The organism is Polynucleobacter wuianus (genome assembly GCF_001659725.1).
Taxonomy (GTDB): domain Bacteria; phylum Pseudomonadota; class Gammaproteobacteria; order Burkholderiales; family Burkholderiaceae; genus Polynucleobacter; species Polynucleobacter wuianus.
Genome location: NZ_CP015922.1, coordinates 98,514 through 116,814 on the forward strand (window position 1 = coordinate 98,514; position 18,301 = coordinate 116,814).

Annotated in this window: 18 protein-coding genes; 15 read left to right on the top strand and 3 right to left on the bottom strand. The window is 43.4% G+C overall.

Going from position 1 to position 18,301, the window contains the following annotated elements; all coding sequences use genetic code 11:
• The first annotated feature begins 3 nt into the window (after positions 1-3).
• Together hisG and hisD are read left to right on the top strand one after the other, a co-directional pair.
• Positions 4-630 carry an ATP phosphoribosyltransferase gene (gene hisG / locus A8O14_RS00570; RefSeq protein ID WP_068947731.1) on the top strand — a complete coding sequence of 209 codons (627 nt, stop codon included), beginning with the start codon at positions 4-6 and terminating at the stop codon, positions 628-630.
• 17 nt (positions 631-647) lie between these two features.
• Positions 648-1,970 carry a histidinol dehydrogenase gene (gene hisD / locus A8O14_RS00575; protein WP_068947732.1) on the top strand — a complete coding sequence of 441 codons (1,323 nt, stop codon included), beginning with the start codon at positions 648-650 and terminating at the stop codon, positions 1,968-1,970.
• Positions 1,971-1,994: 24 nt separating this feature from the next.
• Here the strand turns inward: hisD and hisC are convergent, their stop codons facing one another.
• Positions 1,995-3,062 carry a histidinol-phosphate transaminase gene (gene hisC / locus A8O14_RS00580; protein ID WP_068947733.1) on the bottom strand — a complete coding sequence of 356 codons (1,068 nt, stop codon included), beginning with the start codon at positions 3,060-3,062 and terminating at the stop codon, positions 1,995-1,997.
• Between the two features lie 116 nt (positions 3,063-3,178).
• On the opposite strand from hisC, the gene hisB reads away from it, so the two are divergent.
• From hisB to tatC, 10 genes are read left to right on the top strand one after another with little or no spacing between them, the layout of a single operon-like run.
• Positions 3,179-3,766: an imidazoleglycerol-phosphate dehydratase HisB gene (hisB, locus tag A8O14_RS00585; protein WP_068949639.1), complete on the top strand. Its 588-nt coding sequence runs from the start codon at positions 3,179-3,181 to the stop codon at positions 3,764-3,766.
• A gap of 49 nt (positions 3,767-3,815) precedes the next feature.
• Positions 3,816-4,472: an imidazole glycerol phosphate synthase subunit HisH gene (gene hisH / locus A8O14_RS00590; RefSeq protein WP_068947734.1), complete on the top strand. Its 657-nt coding sequence runs from the start codon at positions 3,816-3,818 to the stop codon at positions 4,470-4,472.
• A 20-nt stretch (positions 4,473-4,492) separates the two neighbouring features.
• The gene (gene hisA, locus A8O14_RS00595; RefSeq protein ID WP_068947735.1) at positions 4,493-5,254 is read left to right on the top strand and encodes a 1-(5-phosphoribosyl)-5-[(5-phosphoribosylamino)methylideneamino]imidazole-4-carboxamide isomerase; all 762 of its coding nucleotides are present in this window, start codon (positions 4,493-4,495) and stop codon (positions 5,252-5,254) included.
• Positions 5,254-6,012: an imidazole glycerol phosphate synthase subunit HisF gene (gene hisF, locus A8O14_RS00600; protein WP_068947736.1), complete on the top strand. Its 759-nt coding sequence runs from the start codon at positions 5,254-5,256 to the stop codon at positions 6,010-6,012. The genes hisA and hisF overlap by 1 nt, the downstream gene beginning before the upstream one ends.
• A gap of 25 nt (positions 6,013-6,037) precedes the next feature.
• The gene (gene hisI / locus A8O14_RS00605; RefSeq protein ID WP_068947737.1) at positions 6,038-6,433 is read left to right on the top strand and encodes a phosphoribosyl-AMP cyclohydrolase; all 396 of its coding nucleotides are present in this window, start codon (positions 6,038-6,040) and stop codon (positions 6,431-6,433) included.
• Between the two features lie 48 nt (positions 6,434-6,481).
• Positions 6,482-6,883, top strand: a complete 402-nt coding sequence (locus A8O14_RS00610) for a phosphoribosyl-ATP diphosphatase (RefSeq protein WP_068947738.1) — start codon at positions 6,482-6,484, stop codon at positions 6,881-6,883.
• A 6-nt stretch (positions 6,884-6,889) separates the two neighbouring features.
• Entirely contained in the window at positions 6,890-7,246 is a 357-nt protein-coding gene (locus tag A8O14_RS00615; RefSeq protein ID WP_068947739.1) for a histidine triad nucleotide-binding protein, read from the top strand.
• 25 nt (positions 7,247-7,271) lie between these two features.
• The gene (gene tatA, locus A8O14_RS00620; RefSeq protein ID WP_068947740.1) at positions 7,272-7,493 is read left to right on the top strand and encodes a Sec-independent protein translocase subunit TatA; all 222 of its coding nucleotides are present in this window, start codon (positions 7,272-7,274) and stop codon (positions 7,491-7,493) included.
• A 52-nt stretch (positions 7,494-7,545) separates the two neighbouring features.
• Positions 7,546-8,022: a Sec-independent protein translocase protein TatB gene (tatB, locus tag A8O14_RS00625; protein ID WP_068947741.1), complete on the top strand. Its 477-nt coding sequence runs from the start codon at positions 7,546-7,548 to the stop codon at positions 8,020-8,022.
• A gap of 12 nt (positions 8,023-8,034) precedes the next feature.
• Complete coding sequence (tatC, locus tag A8O14_RS00630; protein ID WP_068947742.1) at positions 8,035-8,802, top strand: twin-arginine translocase subunit TatC; 768 nt, start codon at positions 8,035-8,037, stop codon at positions 8,800-8,802.
• 5 nt (positions 8,803-8,807) lie between these two features.
• On the opposite strand, the gene A8O14_RS00635 is transcribed toward tatC, so the two are convergent.
• On the bottom strand, positions 8,808-10,268 hold the full coding sequence (locus A8O14_RS00635) for a tetratricopeptide repeat protein (RefSeq protein WP_068947743.1): 1,461 nt from the start codon (positions 10,266-10,268) through the stop codon (positions 8,808-8,810).
• Between the two features lie 208 nt (positions 10,269-10,476).
• On the opposite strand from A8O14_RS00635, the gene A8O14_RS00640 reads away from it, so the two are divergent.
• Positions 10,477-11,649, top strand: coding sequence for a porin (locus tag A8O14_RS00640; RefSeq protein ID WP_068947744.1), 1,173 nt, complete (start codon positions 10,477-10,479; stop codon positions 11,647-11,649).
• 133 nt (positions 11,650-11,782) lie between these two features.
• On the opposite strand, the gene A8O14_RS00645 is transcribed toward A8O14_RS00640, so the two are convergent.
• Positions 11,783-13,789, bottom strand: a complete 2,007-nt coding sequence (locus A8O14_RS00645; RefSeq protein WP_068947745.1) for a tetratricopeptide repeat protein — start codon at positions 13,787-13,789, stop codon at positions 11,783-11,785.
• A 61-nt stretch (positions 13,790-13,850) separates the two neighbouring features.
• On the opposite strand from A8O14_RS00645, the gene A8O14_RS00650 reads away from it, so the two are divergent.
• Both A8O14_RS00650 and A8O14_RS00655 read left to right on the top strand, forming a co-directional pair.
• A complete protein-coding gene (locus tag A8O14_RS00650) occupies positions 13,851-16,184 on the top strand; it encodes a tetratricopeptide repeat protein (protein WP_068947746.1) in 2,334 nt (777 codons plus the stop codon).
• 54 nt (positions 16,185-16,238) lie between these two features.
• Positions 16,239-18,299 (top strand): tetratricopeptide repeat protein, encoded by a 2,061-nt coding sequence (locus A8O14_RS00655; RefSeq protein ID WP_068947747.1) that lies wholly within the window; start codon positions 16,239-16,241, stop codon positions 18,297-18,299.
• Positions 18,300-18,301: the final 2 nt, after the last annotated feature.

An 18,301-nucleotide genomic window follows, 5' to 3' on the forward strand; every position in this document is an offset into this window, starting at 1 on the left:
GTCATGAAATTGACTTTAGCCCTCTCTAAGGGCCGCATCTTCGAAGAGACTGCAGAGATTCTGTCTAAGGTCGGTATTGTGCCGAAAGAGGATCCTGAGAAGTCTCGCAAACTCATTATTGAGACATCCAATCCGGATGTGCGCTTGATTATTGTGCGCGCTTCAGATGTGCCAACCTATGTTCAATTTGGTGGAGCTGATTTTGGTGTGGCAGGTTTAGATATATTAATGGAAAAAGGTACTGACGGTTTGTATGTCCCTTTTGATCTGAATATTGCCAAGTGTCGTATGTCAGTCGCAGTGCGTGAAGGCTTTGATTACGCTGCAGCAGTCAAACAAGGCTCACGCTTAAAAGTTGCGACAAAGTATGTCAATTGCGCGCGTGACCACTTTGCCAACAAAGGTGTGCATATCGATACGATTCAGCTCTACGGCTCAATGGAGCTTGCTCCCTTGGTGGGCTTAGCTGATGCAATCGTAGATTTAGTTTCTACTGGTAATACGCTCAAAGCAAATGGCTTGATTGAGGTTGAGCCTATTGCGGATATCAGCGCACGTTTAGTGGTGAATCAAGCTTCGTATAAACGTAAGCGTGCTCAGCTACAACCTATTTTTGATTTGTTGAAGTAAGCCAAAAAACACATTCAATGTCTTCACAAGTTAAGGTCAAGCGTCTCAACAGCAAAGATGCGGGTTTCAAAGAAACACTGCTCTCTAGCCTTTCTTTACCAATGGTTGATGATGAGGCGATTGATACTGTTGTAGTCAAAATTTTGGCGGCAGTGAAGGAGCAGGGCGATGCAGCTGTGCTTGATTTTACAAAGCAATTTGATCGCTTAAATGTTTCCAGCATATCTGAGTTAGAAATCCCTCGTAAAGATTTAGAGCAAGCCTACAAATCTTTGTCGACTGAACAGAAAAATGCCCTTGATATCGCCGCTAAACGAGTGCGTGCGTATCACGAGAAACAAAAGATCGAAGCAGGCTGTCACTCTTGGGAATATGAAGAGGCGGATGGTACTCGTCTTGGTCAAAAAGTAACACCGTTGGATCGTGTTGGAATCTATGTGCCTGGCGGTAAAGCAGCTTATCCCTCGTCCGTGCTGATGAATGCGATTCCTGCAAAGGTTGCAGGTGTAGCAGAGGTCATCATGGTTGTGCCTACACCAGATGGCGCCCGCAATCCTTTGGTATTGGCTGCAGCGTATTTAGCTGGCGTAGATCGTGTTTTTACTATTGGTGGCGCCCAAGCTGTGGGTGCCTTAGCTTACGGTACAAAAACGATTCCATCGGTAGATAAGATTGTTGGTCCAGGCAATGCTTATGTCGCTGCCGCTAAGCGCAGAGTCTTTGGTGCGGTGGGCATTGACATGATTGCAGGGCCTTCTGAGATTTTGGTTTTATGCGATGGCTTTAGTAATCCTGATTGGGTTGCAATGGACTTGTTCTCACAGGCAGAGCATGATGAGCAGGCGCAATCAATCTTGTTATGTCCAGATCCAGCCTATATTGAAAAAGTGCAGGCAAGCATCAACAAGTTACTTCCTGAAATGCCTAGAGCAAAAGTCATCGAAAGTTCTCTAGCCAATCGTGCCCTGCTGATTGAGGTTGGGGATATGGCGGAGGCTTGCGAAATTGCCAATGCTATCGCTGCCGAACACTTAGAGATTTGTGCCGCAGAGCCACGGAAGTGGGCTGAAAAAATTCGTCATGCGGGTGCTATTTTTATGGGTAATTACACCAGTGAATCTCTTGGTGACTACTGTGCTGGCCCTAACCATGTATTGCCGACGGCTAGGACAGCTCGTTTCTCATCACCACTAGGTGTTTATGACTTTATCAAGCGCTCAAGCATGATTGAGGTGAGTGAGGCCGGCGCTCAAACCTTAGGTGCTGTGGCTAGTACGTTAGCCCATGGTGAAGGCTTACAGGCACACGCACGTGCCGCTGAAATGCGTTTGAAGAAATAAAATCGAAAGTAATTAAGTAAAAAGTTAGGCGAGGATTTCTTTTAAGGCGGCGACAAGTTCGCCGCTTTGTTCATCCGTGCCAATCGTAATGCGCAAAAATTGTTCAATGCGTGCCGATTTGAAATGGCGAACGATGATTCCACGATCTCTCAAGGCTTGATATAACTTAGCCCCGCTATGTTTTGGGTGGCGAGTAAAAATAAAGTTTGCTGTTGATGGCAAGGTATCAAAGCCCAAGGCATTTAATTGCTCAACTAATTTTGTGCGCGTCTGAATGACTTTGGCGCTAGTTGCCTCTAAATGCGCTTGATCTTCAATTGCAGCAATTGCGCCTACCTGAGCCAGTCGCCCTAAAGGGTAGGAGTTAAAGCTATTCTTAACGCGCTCTAAGCCTTCAATCAGGGCAGGATGGCCAATGGCAAAGCCTACTCGCAGGCCAGCCAATGCTCTAGATTTTGAGAGTGTGTGAACTACCAAAAGATTTTCAGGACAGCTGCCGCCACACAATAGTGGAATGCATGATTCAGTTCCGTAGTCTACGTAGGCTTCATCAATGACTACTACTGAGTCTTTATTCTTCGCAAGTAGTTTTTCAATCTCTGAGCGAGCAATTGATCTTCCAGTTGGAGCATTGGGATTGGGAAAAATAACTCCACCGTTTGGCGCGCTGTAGTCGCCTAGATTGATTTCAAATTCTGATCCCAGCGGAACTGTTTTGTAGTCGATGCCAAAGAGTTTGCAGTAGACCGGATAGAAGCTGTAGGTGATGTCTGGAAAATAAACAGGCTTGCTTTGTTTGAGCAAGCCAGCAAAAATGTGAGCCAAAACCTCATCAGAACCATTTCCTAAAAACACTTGATTTGGATTAAGGCCATGCAATTTGGCAATGGCTTGTTTTAGAGCTGCACCCTCTGGGTCTGGATATAGGCGCAAGTCATCATTGGTTTGGCTGTTGATTGCTAACAGTGCTTTGGGGGATGGGCCATAAGGACTCTCGTTGGTGTTGAGCTTTACCAGCCGCTGCATTTGCGGTTGCTCCCCAGGAATATAGGGGGTCAAAGTCTGAACAACAGGGCTCCAAAAACGGTTCATGAGGGTACTCGGGTCAAAAAACAGAAAGAAAGTGAGGCAACTACAGCATTTATATATCTTCTAGGAATGATATTATGAGGCTTCAATTAACACTTCGCCTCGCGGCGCAACGAAGCATGCGGCAAGCCGACGTTACCCGAAACACTTCGGAAACCAAAATTCAAATTTCCATCAATTTAGATGGTAATGGTAAGGCTGAGCTAGCCTCAGGCGTGCCTTTCTTGGACCATATGCTCGATCAGATTGCCCGCCACGGCATGATTGATCTCAAGGTAATTGCCCAAGGCGATACCCACATTGATGATCATCACACCGTTGAGGATGTGGGCATTACATTGGGTCAAGCTTTTGCTAAGGCAGTTGGTGACAAGGCGGGCATCACCCGTTATGGCCATTCTTACGTTCCTTTGGATGAAACCCTCTCACGTGTAGTGATCGACTTTTCTGGGCGTCCAGGCCTAGAATTTAATGTCCCATTTACTCGTGCTCGAGTGGGTGACTTTGATGTTGATCTAAGCATTGAGTTCTTCCGTGGTTTTGTAAACCATGCGGGGGTGACTTTACATATAGATAATTTGCGCGGTATCAACGCGCACCACCAGATTGAAACGGTCTTCAAGGCCTTTGGACGTGCGTTACGTATGGCTTTAGCAATTGATCCCCGTGCATCTGGTACCGTTCCTTCAACCAAAGGCAGCCTCTAATCTAGATCTTCTAGTTGCCCGTTAGATAACTGCAAAGATAGGCTAAATTTTGGCGCAAACTATTGCGATCGTGGATTACGGAATGGGCAACCTTCGTTCCGTGTATCAGGCATTTCATCATGTTGCGCCTGATGATAATGTGCTGATTGCGCATCAGCCAGAAGAAATTCGTTCGGCGGATCGCGTAGTCTTACCAGGTCAAGGTGCTATGCCTGATTGCATGAAGCATCTTAAAGAATCCGGACTACTCGAAGCATTACTAGAAGCCTCTAAAAACAAGCCCTTATTAGGTGTTTGCGTTGGTGAGCAAATGCTCTTTGATAGAAGTGCAGAAGTTCGTACCAATGAACAATGGACATCATGTTTAGGATTGATTCCTGGTGAGGTCCGTCGTTTTGAGTTGACGGGTAAAAAGCAGGCTGATGGATCCGCATATAAAGTACCTCATATGGGTTGGAACCAAGTGCGTCAAGATCGTACACATCCTATTTGGAATGGAATTCCGGATTTAACGAGCTTTTACTTTGTTCACAGTTACTATGTTGTGCCGCAACGTAAAGAAGATGTTGCCGGATCAACAGAATATGGTGATTGGTTTACTTCTGCGGTGGCACGAGATAATATTTTCGCAACCCAATTTCATCCAGAAAAAAGTGCAGAATACGGTTTAAAGCTTTACCAAAATTTTGTTTCTTGGCAACCTTAATTAATTTCTAACGTCTCACTATGCTGCTCATCCCTGCAATTGATCTTAAAGACGGCCACTGCGTTCGATTGGAACAAGGTGATATGGACAAAGCCACGGTATTTTCCGAGGACCCAGGAGCGATGGCTGCGCATTGGATTAGCAAAGGCGCGCGACGTTTGCATTTAGTTGATCTCAATGGCGCATTTGCCGGCAAGCTCAAGAATGAGTCTGCTATTAAATCGATTTTGAAAGCGGTTGGAGATGAAATTCCTGTCCAGCTCGGTGGCGGTATTCGTGATTTAGAAACCATCGAGCGTTTGTTGGATGATGGTATTAGTACTGTCATTATTGGTACTGCTGCAGTTAAAAATCCTGGTTTTGTACAAGATGCTTGCACCGCATTCCCCGGCCATGTCATGGTCGGTCTTGATGCTCGTGATGGCAAAGTGGCTACTGATGGTTGGAGCAAGATCACGGGTCACGAAGTAATCGATCTTGCTAAGAAGTTTGAGGATTGGGGTGTAGAGGCCATTATCTATACCGATATTGGTCGTGATGGCATGCTCAAAGGTGTCAATATTGACGCCACGATTAAGCTGGCTCAAGCCATTCGAATTCCGGTGATTGCTAGTGGCGGACTCTCTAATAACCAAGATATTGACGCGCTCTGCAAGGCTGAAGAAGAGGGCGTCATGGGCGTGATAGCTGGGCGCTCCATCTATGCAGGCGATCTTGATCTTGCTGCCGCTCAAAAATATGCTGATGAGTTAACGCTCAAATATAAAAAGAAAATTATCTAGTGTTAACCAAAAGAATTATTCCTTGTTTGGATGTCACAGCAGGGCGTGTTGTTAAAGGGGTGAACTTTGTTGGTTTGCGCGATGCGGGAGATCCCGTTGAAATCGCTAAGCGTTACGACATTCAAGGCGCTGACGAGCTTACCTTCCTGGACATTACCGCAAGCTCAGATGGGCGCGATCTCATTTTGCATATCATCGAGGATGTTGCATCACAAGTTTTTATTCCCTTGACAGTTGGCGGTGGTGTGCGTGCAGTCGCTGATGTTCGTCGCTTACTAAATGCAGGCGCAGATAAAGTGAGCATGAACTCATCTGCAGTAGCTAATCCAGATTTAGTTTCAGATGCGGCTGCCTATTACGGCTCTCAATGTATTGTGGTTGCAATCGATGCTAAGCAAACTGAAGCCGGTAATTGGGAAGTATTTACACATGGCGGTAGAACAGCAACTGGTATTGATGTAGTTGCTTGGGCTACTGAAGTTGCTAAACGCGGGGCGGGTGAGATTTTATTAACCAGCATGAATCGCGATGGCAGCAAAGATGGTTTTGATTTGGCGCTCACGGCTGCCGTTAGTGATGCGGTCACTGTTCCAGTAATTGCCTCTGGTGGCGTAGGTAATCTGCAGCACTTGGTTGATGGTATTACCAAGGGTCATGCTGATGCTGTTTTGGCTGCAAGCATTTTTCACTATGGTGAATACACAGTTCAGCAGGCAAAAGAATATATGGCTGCTCAGGGAATTTCAGTTCGTATTTGAACCCTATTCAGGGTAAAGTTTAGGTATGAGTACATTTACCCCGATCGAATCCATTCAGCCAGGCCCTTGGCTAGACACTGTAGCTTGGAATGAACAAGGCTTGGTTCCAGTGATTGCACAAGAGTTCGGCAGTAATGACATCTTGATGATGGCTTGGATGAATCGCGACGCGCTATTGGCAACCTTGCGATTGGGTGAGGCTGTGTATTGGACCCGCTCACGCCAAAAGCTTTGGCATAAGGGTGAAGAGTCAGGGCATACCCAGAGGGTCAAAGAAATTCGCTTAGATTGCGATGGCGATACGATTTTGCTCATCGTTGAACAAAAAGATGGCATTGCTTGCCATACTGGGGAGCACAGCTGTTTTTTCCAGCAATGGGATTCAAGTCAATTCGCTTGGGTCGATGAGTCAAAATCCTAGAAATAATGGATAGTGAAGGTCTTTAAATAAAAGACATAAAATGAACCCATGAGTAGTTCAGCAAATAAGCCCTCTAATTTAGATTCTGCATTAGCCCATTTGGCTGATGTGGTCGATCAACGTCGGGATGCATTTAAAGCTGGAAATGCCGATCCAAAAACTTCCTATACTGCGTTGCTTTTTTCTAAAGGCGATGATGGCATTCTCAAAAAGATAGGCGAAGAGGCAACTGAGGCTGTGATGGCGGCCAAGGATGCTCGTACTTCAAAGCTCGCCCCAGAGCAGCAAAAGCTTTTGGTTGGTGAGATGGCAGACCTCTGGTTTCACTGCCTGATTGCACTCTCTCAATTCAATTTACGTCCTGAGGATGTGATTGCGGAGCTTGACCGTCGCTTGGGCACTTCAGGAATCGAAGAAAAAGCAGCCAGAAAAGCAGCCAATAAGGATTAAATTCAAATGAGTCACGATCCCAATTGCCTGTTTTGCAAGATTTCTCAGGGCTTGATTCCTTCCCAAAAGGTGTATGAGGATGATGAGATCTACGCATTTAAAGATATCAATCCAGCTGCGCCAGTACATTTTTTGATGATTCCAAAGAAGCATATTCCCATGCTTGAGTCAGCAGAAAGCGCAGATGCGCCTTTGCTGGGTAGAATGATGGAATTAGCGCCACGTCTTGCCAAAGAGCAGGGCTGCCGACCTGGAAGGGATGGCGGCTTTAGATTGATGGTAAACAATGGGGCAGATGGTGGGCAGGAGGTTTATCACTTACATTTACATGTGATGGGCGGTCCCCGCCCCTGGAAAAAGTAATTTAAGCATTCCAAGGAGATTAGACATGGGTTCATTTAGCATTTGGCATTGGTTAATTGTTTTGGTTATCGTGATGTTGGTATTTGGAACCAAAAAATTGCGCAATATTGGCCAAGACTTAGGTGGTGCTGTTAAAGGTTTTAAAGATGGCATGAAAGCATCTGAAGAGCCAAAAGAGCAAATTTCTCAAGGCGCTGCTGCAACAGATAAAACTGTTGATGTTCAAGCCAAAGATCTCAATAAATAATTTTTACAAAGCGCAAATTGAAACTCGTGCGGTTCTCTTTTAGCTCCTTGAGATGATTGATTTAGGGGTTTCAAAGCTTGCGCTGATAGCTGTAGTCGCTCTAGTGGTGGTTGGTCCTGAGCGCTTACCTAAAGTGGCTCGTATGGCCGGCAACTTATTTGGTCGCGCGCAGCGCTACATGGCTGACGTTAAATCAGAAGTAAATCGGCAGATGGAAATTGAGGAATTTAAAAAGTTCCGCGAAGAAAGCGCCTCGGCTTTAAAAGAAGTCGAAAACAGTATTCACTCAGTTGCGAGTGAGGCAAATGCGAATCTTACAGACCAAGCGGATATTTTCGAAACTAGTTTTGAGAAACCCCCTCTTGATGAAAAAGAAGTTTTACGCAAGACCAAGCGTCAAGGTCGGAATAGTTGGGGCGTTCGGCGCGCAGCAAGACCGATTTGGTTTAAACGTTCTGCAGGAGTGCGCACTCGCGTGCAATCTGGTGCTGCCAGAATGAAGCGCTTTCATCATAGTTCTGGCAAATAAAATTAGATTAGCATGACAGAAAATAATTCCACTGAAGATTCAGGGCTGCAAGAATCTTTTCTATCGCATTTATTTGAACTACGTGATCGTGTAGTCAAGTCTGCATTAGCGATCATCGCCGTGTTTATTTGCTTGGTATATTGGGCGCCAGATATTTTTCATCTATTTGCACAGCCATTGTTGGAGGCTTTGCCTGCGGGTGGAAAAATGATCGTGACTGATGTTACGGGCTCCTTCTTTGTGCCGATGAAAGTCACGATGTTGGTGGCATTCTTGATCGCATTGCCAGTGGTGATGTATCAATTATGGGCTTTTATTGCGCCTGGGTTGTATTTGCATGAGCGCAAACTTATCTTGCCTCTTGTAGTTAGTAGTTACAGCCTTTTTATCATTGGGATGGCCTTTGCTTACTTCTTGGTATTTCCAACCGTATTCAAGTTTATGGCAAGTTACAACGCACCATTAGGTGCAGAAATGTCTACTGACATTGATAATTATTTAAGTTTCGCAATGACTACCTTTCTGGCATTTGGTATTACATTTGAAGTGCCGGTGGTAGTAGTTGTGCTGGTACGAATGGGTATGGTCACTTTGGCAAAACTCAAAGAGATTCGTCCCTACGTCATCGTTGGGGCATTTGTGATCTCTGCGGTGGTGACACCGCCTGATGTGCTCTCTCAGTTGTTACTCGCAATCCCAATGACTCTGCTTTATGAATTGGGGTTATTAGTAGCGCGTCTTTATGTACCAAAGCCGTCCGTGGATGACCAGAGCAACTAAGCCGACTAGACCATTTCTGTGTCTTGGTTTTTTAGATTCTTAGAAAAAGTGGCGTTTAACCAGTCAGTGAGTTGGTCAAAGCGATATCGTCTTTGACGTAAATTTCCCTCAATCTCTGCATCGGCACTTGCAAAGGCTTTGCCTGCAGCTAAGAGAGCGCGGCGCTGTTGAATCGTCTCAATCTGAATGAGTCTGGGCAATATCTTTGGAAGCTCCCAGCGAATGTCTACTACAACACAATGCTCATGTTGCAGCTGACCAACTTCGGAGAGCAATAACTCTGCCTTGCTAAAGTTAAATTGATTCGCAATGATGATGCGGTGACAAAGTAGCAACCAGTCTTCATCTAGTTTATGTTCTGCATGGTGGTTAATTGCTTGGTCTGCATGCTTAGCAAGCTCATACCAGTCATTCTTTCTAGGTTCGGGGCAGCTGACCAATATTTTGCTTAGCAGTTGAGTTGCTTCATATAAACCTTGCTGGTGAGCCTGCCAAACCCAATAAGACGCCTGTAATCCACGAACTTTTTCTTCAATCTTTTCGCGTTTGCGCCAGAGATTCGCACCCTTTCGAAATTGCGCTTGCGCATGACCCAGGTCAGCAGCGCGATCAAAGCAGCGATCGCTTTCTGCGGCACTGTATCCAGAAAATTGAGGGCGACGATATATTTCTCCCAAGGAATACCATGCATCACTGTCACCATCTTTGGCAGCAAGCTCAAGCCAATAGGCCGCCTTTTTGAGTGATGCATTAGATTTGCTTGCTGCATTGCCGTCTAACTGCGCCAAACGTAAGCCTAAAGTGAGCTTTGCAACAGTAAGCCCCAATTCAGCAGCTTGAATCAATGCATTTTCATTCTGCTCGTTAAGCCAAACATTCCAAAGCGAAGAGAGTGCTTCATTTTTTGGCTGTAACTTGATTTGCAATTCTTTTGCTTGGCTGGCAAATTGAGAGCTTCCATCAGCAAGCTCCTGCAAATACTGTCGAGCAATTTTCTGGAGTTCATTAAAACTTAGCCCAGATAGTTTTTCATTTAAAGATTTAGACTTTTGTTTTTGAAGCCATTCCACAAGTAGAGATTGAACTTCTTGATTACAAGGGCTGATAAGCAACTCTACAAGTTGCCATTTCGCTGCAGCTGTTGCAGTTGAAGTTGTATTTAATTCTGCGAGTTGCCAAAAAGATTCCCAGCCAAATTGAAATGCAGGAGAGTTAAAGGTCTGAACAAGCGGAATATTTGCCGTTAGCTCTAAGACCTCCGTAACCCCAATATTTTTTAAGACCTCATCTTGGTCCTCATGATTTTTTATGGATAAGTACGATTTTTCAAGCCAAATCAGGGCATTAGATGGTTGAATGGGGGTTTTGAAGGCGCCCGTAAGATATGTAAGGGCTAATTTTTGTTGCGCCAATACATCACCCATACGGGCTGAGCCAAGTATTTTTAAGAATTCGCGACTTGCCATATGACAATTTTGACATTCCAGCTACCTAAACGGGCAGAAATCAAAGCCCTTGTTGCCCTGATACAACGAAGAAAGCCAAAAAACTGCCTTTTGACAAGCAAAAAGCGCTCATAAATACCCTTACCCTAAGTCTCGCTAGGCAAAAGACGGAAAATTCATAGGTCCCAGACTTATTGGGCATTACTTTCAATTTATGGAGATTTACAGAATGAAAAAATCGCTATTTGCAGTTGCAGCTTTGTCAGCTATTGCTGGCGCAGCTCAAGCTCAGTCCAGCGTAACCGTATACGGTATCGTTGACGTTGGTTTTATCGGTATTAATGAGCGCGCTACAGCTGGTGCTACTACAACTAAGGGTACAGTAAATACCTTTGGTAGCAGTGCTGAGCAATCAAGCCGTTTAGGCTTCAAAGGTACTGAAGATTTGGGCGGCGGTTCAAGCGCATTCTTCACTTTGGAAACTGGCCTTAACGCTGACAACTCCACTCTCTCTGCATTTAATACACGTCAAGCATTTGCTGGCTACAAAAAGAATGGTATTGGTAACGTAGCTTTCGGTACACAGTACACACCAATCCACAACGCCGCTGGTTTAACTGACCCAGGTCAATTGAACAACATGATCGGTAACGTAATTTTCGCTACAACACCACAAGCTAACGGCAACACTTCTCCGTTTGCTACTAACCCATCAATTGGTTCTGGTCAAACTGACGCTTACACGGTTCGTACATCAAACACTTTGACAGCTACAACAGATACATTTGCCGGCTTCCAAGGTACAGCTTTGTATACTTTGAATAACCAAAACCAAACAGTTACTGCTACCTCTGCTGGTGGTACTACTAACAACTCTGGTTGGGGTCTTGGTTTGAACTACACTTGGAATAAGTTATTGGTTACAGCTAACTACCAAGCATTCAAGAGCTTGTCACCTACTTCTAGTGCAACTACTGTTACTCTCTACGGCATAACTGGCGGTACAAACGTAAACGACCAACAGTCTTACTTTGCTGCTACTTATGACTTCGGTATTTTGAAGGCATACGCACAGTATGTAAGCCGTAAAGCAACAGCCGCACTAAACTCTGGCTACTACGCTAAGCGTACTGCTGAGCAGATTGGTGTTCGTTCATTCATTACTCCAACAATCGAAGCTTGGGCTTCAGGTGGTATGGGTAAAGTGAATGCCTACGGTCAAGGCGAGCCTAATACAAGCTTCACAGCTTGGCAGCTTGGTTCTAACTACTGGTTGAGCAAGCGTACTAACTTGTACGCTATCTACGGTCAGTCACAAGCCTCAAACGTAACTTCTGTTGCTGGTACACAATACAGCTACGGTGGCAGCAACTACGCAATTGGCTTGCGTCACACTTTCTAATTTAACGCTAGCGTAAGCTAGCTTTGATTAGTTTGGTATTAAATCAACCCACTGTGGAAACACAGTGGGTTTTTTCTTGGGTAAAGACGTCAAGTAGGAAAGAGTTGTCTATTTGATCTTGGTATTGCAGTAATTAAACGATCTTCGTAAAAGTAGTGTTATTGATGGTAGATGTTAATTCAAGGCGAACTTCATCAATAACTTGTGCCCAGTCGCCATGTTGCTTCTGGTGAAATAGCTTTGCTGTTGGGTACCATGGGGAATCTTTGCGGTTAACTTGCCATCGCCAGCAGGCATCAAAGCGATTAAGAATCCAAACTGGTTTACCCATCGCTCCAGCTAAATGAGCGGTTGAGGTGTCAACCGATATCACTAAATCTAGGTTATCAATTAAGGCTGCTGTATCTGAAAAATTGTGTAGTTCTGATACGTAATTGCAGAAATTAGCATTGGGCCAGAATTGATTTTTTTGAGACAGGAGCTCTGATTCTGCTGGCTCACCTTTTTGAAGGCTAAAGAAATCTACGCCAGGCACAAGTCTTAAGTTTGCAAAGATTTCAAATGGAATATTCCTTCTTTCATTTATAGACCATACCTCTGGCTGATCTGCTCGAAAGCCCCCATTCCAGACGAGGCCGACTTTCAATCTGTTATCCCCATTGGCAAGGCGAGATTTCCAAATCGCTGACTTAATCGGATCAGCCTTCAAATAGGGGGTTGCAACTGCAGTGTTTACAAAGAGTCTTGGCAGACTCAAAAGAGGGCATTGGAAATCAAATTTTTCTGATGGTAGGTCTTCATGAGAGTAAATTTGGCAATAGTTTCTCAGATCCCCTAAAACCTCTACTAGCGAGGGTTGGACAACAAGGCTAATACTTGCGGCATATTTTTTTAAAAGAGTTACATACCGACAGAATTGAATAGTATCTCCTAGGCCTTGTTCAAACCAAACGAGGATGTTTCCCCCTCCAAGCTGCTCAAGAGAATTTAGTCTGGGAATGTGAGTAAATTGCTTGGGTATGGGGTTGCTGATATCCCATCGATATTCATAATTATTCCAACCCTCTGAAAATTTACCAGTAGTCAACTGGCTAATTGCCAGATTCCAGCGAGAATCAACATAGGTTTTATCAAGATTTATAGCCTTGTTATAGCAATCGATCGCTTCATCAAATTGCTTTAGAAAGCTTAAAGATACGCCTTTATTCGACCACGCTTCAGCATAGTTTGGATTGATCTCAATAGCTTTATCAAAACATTGAATTGCCTCAGGAAATTGGGATGCAGAATGGAAATTATTACCCTTATTCAACCACGCTTCAGCATAGTTTGGATTGATCTCAATAGCCTTATCAAAGCATGCGGTAGCTTGATCAAATTTTCTGAGCTTGCTTAGTGTAATTCCCTTATTGGACCATAAATCAGGGGCATCAGGAATCAGTGAAAAGGCTTTTTCATAGCAAACTAGAGCTTCCTCAAAGCGCTTAAGTTTTGAAAGTGTGACGCCTGTATTCAATAGAGCATCAGCCCAGTCAGGCTTTAGCTGGAGTGTTAGTTGGTATCGCTCAAGAGCTTCATTGAGCCGCCCACTTTTTTGAAATGCGACCCCAGAGTTTAGCAAGGCATCTAGATGTTGAGGATTTATTGCAAGAACTGCCTTGAAATCCTGGAGTGCCAGATCAAATTGTTGATTTTCTAGATGAATTAAGCCCCTTCTAATAAGAGCATCTAAAAAATGAGGTTTTATTTTTATCGTACGGCTGAGATGATCAAGCGCCAGCTTAGAATTCTTTTCCAGCATGAAAACAACGCCAAGATTAAAGTGTGCCTCGGCGAGTAGGGGATTTAATTGAATAGCCTTTTCTAGACTCTTCTTCGCCTCGGTAAATTGCGATAATCTTAAGTAAATTACTGCTTGATTGTAATGCGCATCAGTATTGTGTGGATTTTCATGGATCGATTTTGTTAGTAATTCGAGGCCTTTTAACAAATTACCTCTTTGTGCCTCAAATAACCCAAATAAAAAAAGCCCTTTTGGATCATTGGGGTTCTGCTCAAGAAATTGTGCGTAAAGATTAAACGCTTGAGTAAAATTAGTGCGTTGTTGTTCTAAAACGGCCTGGCGCAACAACGGATTCATTTTATCTTTATGGGCAAAAATTGCTGTGTTTCAGTATTGGTTAATATAACAAATAAGCCCTATGAACAAACCAAATCCACCGTCGAAAATAGATAATTTGATAGCACAAGGCCTCACTTTTCAGCGCTGCGGTCAGTTTGAGCAGGCAAAATTGATATATGAGCAAATCTTAAGCACAAATGATCGTCATTACGATGCATTGCATTATTTAGGAATTTTGTTAGCGCAGCAGGGTCAATTAGCTAAGGGGGAATTGCTATTAAGAAAAGCGATTTTAGTTAATGGACAAGATGAAAAAGCTTACAACAATTTAGGCTTAGTCTTGCAGGGGCTAAATAATGAGCTCGAAGCTTTAGCTGCCTATGATCAAGCCATAGCCATTAACGGTTCGGGGGTTGAGGCTCACTATAACCGAGCATGTTTGTTACAAAACATGGGTCAATTACAGGCTGCGATCGAAGGTTTTGACGATGCGCTTCTATTGAGGCCGGATCATGTCGAGGCATTGAACAATCGCGGTAATGCCCAAGATGAAATTCATCTGTACGAGGAGGCAATTAAGAGCTATCGTCGCGCGCTCCAGTTAAGACCAGGGTATGCCGAGTGTTTATATAACCTGGGCCTTACCTTGGGGAAGGTGGATCGCGTTGCTGAGGCTCTAGAGTGCTGTCAGAAGGCGCTTGCACTTCAGCCACTTGATCCCGAAATCTTGAATGTTATTGGTTATATGCAAATGTTGTTGGATCAAGATGTGCAGGCATTGAGTTCTTTCGAAAAATCGATCAGTCTTTTTAATCATTCTCCTCAAGTCTATTTTAACTACGCATATCTTCTTCATAAGCTACAAAAATACGAAGCTGCTCTAGCTGCTTACAACAGGGCAATTGAGTTAAAGCCAGACTATACAGATGCTATTTTCAATCGAGGTAATACTCATCACAGAGTGGGAAATTACTCGCTGTCAATCGCAGACTATAAAAGAGCTCTTGAGCTTGATCCAGAAGATGCTAGAGCAAAATGGGCGCTTACGATCTCGGCAATACCTCCCGTAATCCACTCTATCGGAGAGCAGAATGATTCCCGTAAGAATTTCCGAGAATCATTGACTGCTCTAGATGCTTGGTTCAACATAGCCAGAGAAGGCGAAGGGCATAAGGTGGTTGGCTCAAGACAGCCTTTTTATCTAGCCTATCAGGATCAGAATAATAAACAACTTTTAGAGCAATACGGAGATATCTGCATTCGCTTGATGAGCGTTTGGCAGAAAAAGAATACCCAAAAGATTGTTGATCGAGTGCCAAATGAAAAAATGCATATTGGCATCGTCACTAACCATATTCATGATCACTCTGTATGGAATGCTATTGTTAAAGGCTGGGTGAGCGAACTTAACATGGACCAATTTGAGGTAAGTATTTTTTATCTAGGTAATGTATTTGATGAGGAAACCGCATTTGCTCGCTCAAAAGTGAAGGGATTTATCAATACCAAGCAACCACTCTTAGCTTGGATGAAGACTATATTAGATAGCAATATCGATGCTTTAATTTATCCTGAAATCGGGATGCATACAGAAACCTTGCAGTTAGCAAGTATGAGGCTAGCCCCACTCCAGATAGCAAGCTGGGGACACCCAGAGACAACCGGCTTAAAAACGATTGATTGCTATCTATCGGCCGAATTAATGGAAACTGAAAATGCACAAAATCATTATGTAGAAAAAGTAGTGCGCCTACCCAATCTAGGTTGCTACTATTTTCCACTCGATATTAAGCCAGTCGATATTGACTTAAGTGCATTGGGCTTGGATGTGAAGAAGTTGATTTTATTATGCCCTGGAACACCATATAAATATATTGAAAAGTATGATGATGTCTATGTTGAAATTGCCAAAAGTCTTAAGAACTGTCAGCTGGTATTTTTTACGGCAGCACATTGGGCCTCGTTTGGCTTAGAGGCTAGATTGCGGAAAAAATTTGAGGCCGAAAATATAAGCTTCGAGGATCATATCAAATTTATTCCATGGCTTAGTAGAGGTGAGTTTTTTGGATTGATGAGCAAAGCGACTATGTATTTAGATACCATTGGATTTTCTGGTTTTAATACGGCGATGCAAGCAATTGAATGTAATTTGCCAATCGTCACAATGAAAACACCTTATTTACGTGGAAACTTGGCGACCGCGCCTTTGAGTTTGATGAAGATTTTCGACTTGGTGGTCAATAATGAACAGGAGTACGTCAATCAAGTTATTAAACTAGCAATAGACAAAAAATATTTGCAGCAGATCAAGAGCCAGATTGAGGAGCGTAAACATATCCTATTTAAAGATAAATCGGTTATTCAAAAATTAGAGCAGTTTCTCCTAGAGTGGCGCTCCAAAAACTTGCTTTGAATATTTCATATTCAAAGATAGACATTAAATTACGATTGATTAACTAAGCACTCGATGAACCAACAAACTGAGTTTATGTTTCAGCAAGCATTACAGGCGCTACAAAATGGTAATGTCAAATATGGTGAGTCCATTTTGCTTGGTCTTTTGAAGTCGAGCCCTAAATATTTTCCTGCCTTGCATGTGATGGGTCTCAGTAGGGCAAGAGCAGAAGATCATCTAGGGGCACTCCAATACTTTCAAAAGGCAGTAAAAATTAATTCATCAGATGCGGGTCTTCAGTACAATTTGGCGAAAGCTTATAGCGCCCTTGATCGTCATCGAGAGTCGCTTCCCCATCATGTTCAGGCAACAAAGTTAGCACCACAGAATCCAGAAGGTTGGCTAAATTACGGTAAATCACTTTCTTTTTTAAAAAGATATTCCGAAGCTATTAGCAATTATGAGGAGTCTTTACGATTAAACCCAAATTACTTTGAAGCATGCATTAATTTGGGGATGGTATTTATAGCTCAAGGTGAGTTTTTAAAAGCTTTTGAGTATTGCCAGCATGCTATCAAACTACAGCCTGCTTCTTATGAGGCCTGGGTTAAATTTGCTGGAGTTTTATTGAGCCTTTATAGGTATGGTGAAGCAGTCATTGCTAGCGAGCGGGCGATTGAGCTTGATCCTACAAGCTGTGAGGCATACATAGTAGGAGGCATGGCAAATGCAGAGTTACATCAGATCCCAATTGCATTAACCCTTTTTGAAAGGGCTCTTTCCATTAATCCAAATGAAGACTATTTGCTGGGGCGAATTGTTAATATGAAGCGGCAAATCGCCTCTTGGGAGAATCTAGAATCTCTGACAAGGCAATTGATCAATGATATTAAGTTTGGTAAGAAAGTTTGTCCGCCTGGTAGTACGCTGGTTTTTGATGACTCCGCAGAGCTTCAAAGCTTGGCAGCCCAAATCTGGGTGCAGGATAAATTGGGACTGGTAACTCAGAGAAGTATTGCTAGAAAAAAAGGTACCAACGAAAAAATTCGACTTGCCTATTTTTCTTCCGACTTTCGAGAGCATCCTGTTGGTGAGTTGATGCAAAAAATTATCGAACTTCATGACCGCTCAAAGTTTCATGTGCTTGGTTTTTTCCTAAATCAAAAATCGGGAGATGGAGTTGAAAGAAATTTAGAAAGTCTATTCGACGAGTCAATCAATATTTCGGAACTTTCTGATGTGGAGGCAGAGAAATTAATAGATAGCCACAACATTGATATTGCAATTGATTTAAATGGTTATACCGATGGTAATAAGACACAGCTCTTCGCAAAAAGAGTAGCCCCAATACAGGTAAATTACTTGGGCTATGCTGCCACTATGGGTTGTAACTTTTTTGATTACATAATTGCCGATAAGAACGCGATTCCTGAGGATAAACAAGCTCAGTTTTCTGAAGTTGTGGCGTACATGCCGGACTGTTTTTTCCCTGCTACTTTTGATGTATTAGGTGAAGATTCCGACGATATTCCAAGTAGAGTAAGTCAGGGTCTTCCGGCAGATGGAGTAGTTTTTGCTTGTTTCAATAACATTTTTAAGATCTCTCCTGCTATCTTTACTATCTGGATGAAGCTATTAAAAGCAGTGCCTGATAGCGTGCTTTGGATTTCTAGCGCTCGTCCAGAGACAGTTCAAAACTTCAGAACGTATGCGCAGGTACAGGGAGTGGCGCCAGAAAGACTCATTTTTGCGGATCGCGTTCCAAGTAAGGCAGACCACCTTCGCCGTATTCGAAATGTAGATCTATTTTTAGATACCCCTAATTACAATGCGCATACAACAGCAGCAGAGTTCTTATCGGTAGGAGTTCCGGTATTAACGCTATCGGGAAATACATTTGCTGGGCGAGTTGCTGAAAGTCAGCTACTCACTCTTGGAGTGCCCGAGCTTATTGCAAAGTCTGAAGAAGAGTATTTGAATAAAGCTTTGGATTTCGCCACTGATCAGACTAGGTTAAATCAGATCAAGGAAAAGTTGCAGATCCTCAGAATGAGTAGCCCTTTGTTTAATATCGCTGCCTATGTAAAAAATCTTGAAATCTTATATCTGCAAATGCAGAATCGCCAAGAATAACC

Coding starts and splice junctions, on each gene's coding strand:
- hisG (WP_068947731.1), top strand. CDS start 4: ATGAAATTGACTTTAGCCCTCTCTAAGGGCCGCATCTTCGAAGAGACT.
- hisD (WP_068947732.1), top strand. CDS start 648: ATGTCTTCACAAGTTAAGGTCAAGCGTCTCAACAGCAAAGATGCGGGT.
- hisC (WP_068947733.1), bottom strand. CDS start 3,062: ATGAACCGTTTTTGGAGCCCTGTTGTTCAGACTTTGACCCCCTATATT.
- hisB (WP_068949639.1), top strand. CDS start 3,179: ATGCGGCAAGCCGACGTTACCCGAAACACTTCGGAAACCAAAATTCAA.
- hisA (WP_068947735.1), top strand. CDS start 4,493: ATGCTGCTCATCCCTGCAATTGATCTTAAAGACGGCCACTGCGTTCGA.
- hisI (WP_068947737.1), top strand. CDS start 6,038: ATGAGTACATTTACCCCGATCGAATCCATTCAGCCAGGCCCTTGGCTA.
- A8O14_RS00610 (WP_068947738.1), top strand. CDS start 6,482: ATGAGTAGTTCAGCAAATAAGCCCTCTAATTTAGATTCTGCATTAGCC.
- A8O14_RS00615 (WP_068947739.1), top strand. CDS start 6,890: ATGAGTCACGATCCCAATTGCCTGTTTTGCAAGATTTCTCAGGGCTTG.
- tatA (WP_068947740.1), top strand. CDS start 7,272: ATGGGTTCATTTAGCATTTGGCATTGGTTAATTGTTTTGGTTATCGTG.
- tatB (WP_068947741.1), top strand. CDS start 7,546: ATGATTGATTTAGGGGTTTCAAAGCTTGCGCTGATAGCTGTAGTCGCT.
- tatC (WP_068947742.1), top strand. CDS start 8,035: ATGACAGAAAATAATTCCACTGAAGATTCAGGGCTGCAAGAATCTTTT.
- A8O14_RS00635 (WP_068947743.1), bottom strand. CDS start 10,268: ATGGCAAGTCGCGAATTCTTAAAAATACTTGGCTCAGCCCGTATGGGT.
- A8O14_RS00640 (WP_068947744.1), top strand. CDS start 10,477: ATGAAAAAATCGCTATTTGCAGTTGCAGCTTTGTCAGCTATTGCTGGC.
- A8O14_RS00645 (WP_068947745.1), bottom strand. CDS start 13,789: ATGAATCCGTTGTTGCGCCAGGCCGTTTTAGAACAACAACGCACTAAT.
- A8O14_RS00650 (WP_068947746.1), top strand. CDS start 13,851: ATGAACAAACCAAATCCACCGTCGAAAATAGATAATTTGATAGCACAA.
- A8O14_RS00655 (WP_068947747.1), top strand. CDS start 16,239: ATGAACCAACAAACTGAGTTTATGTTTCAGCAAGCATTACAGGCGCTA.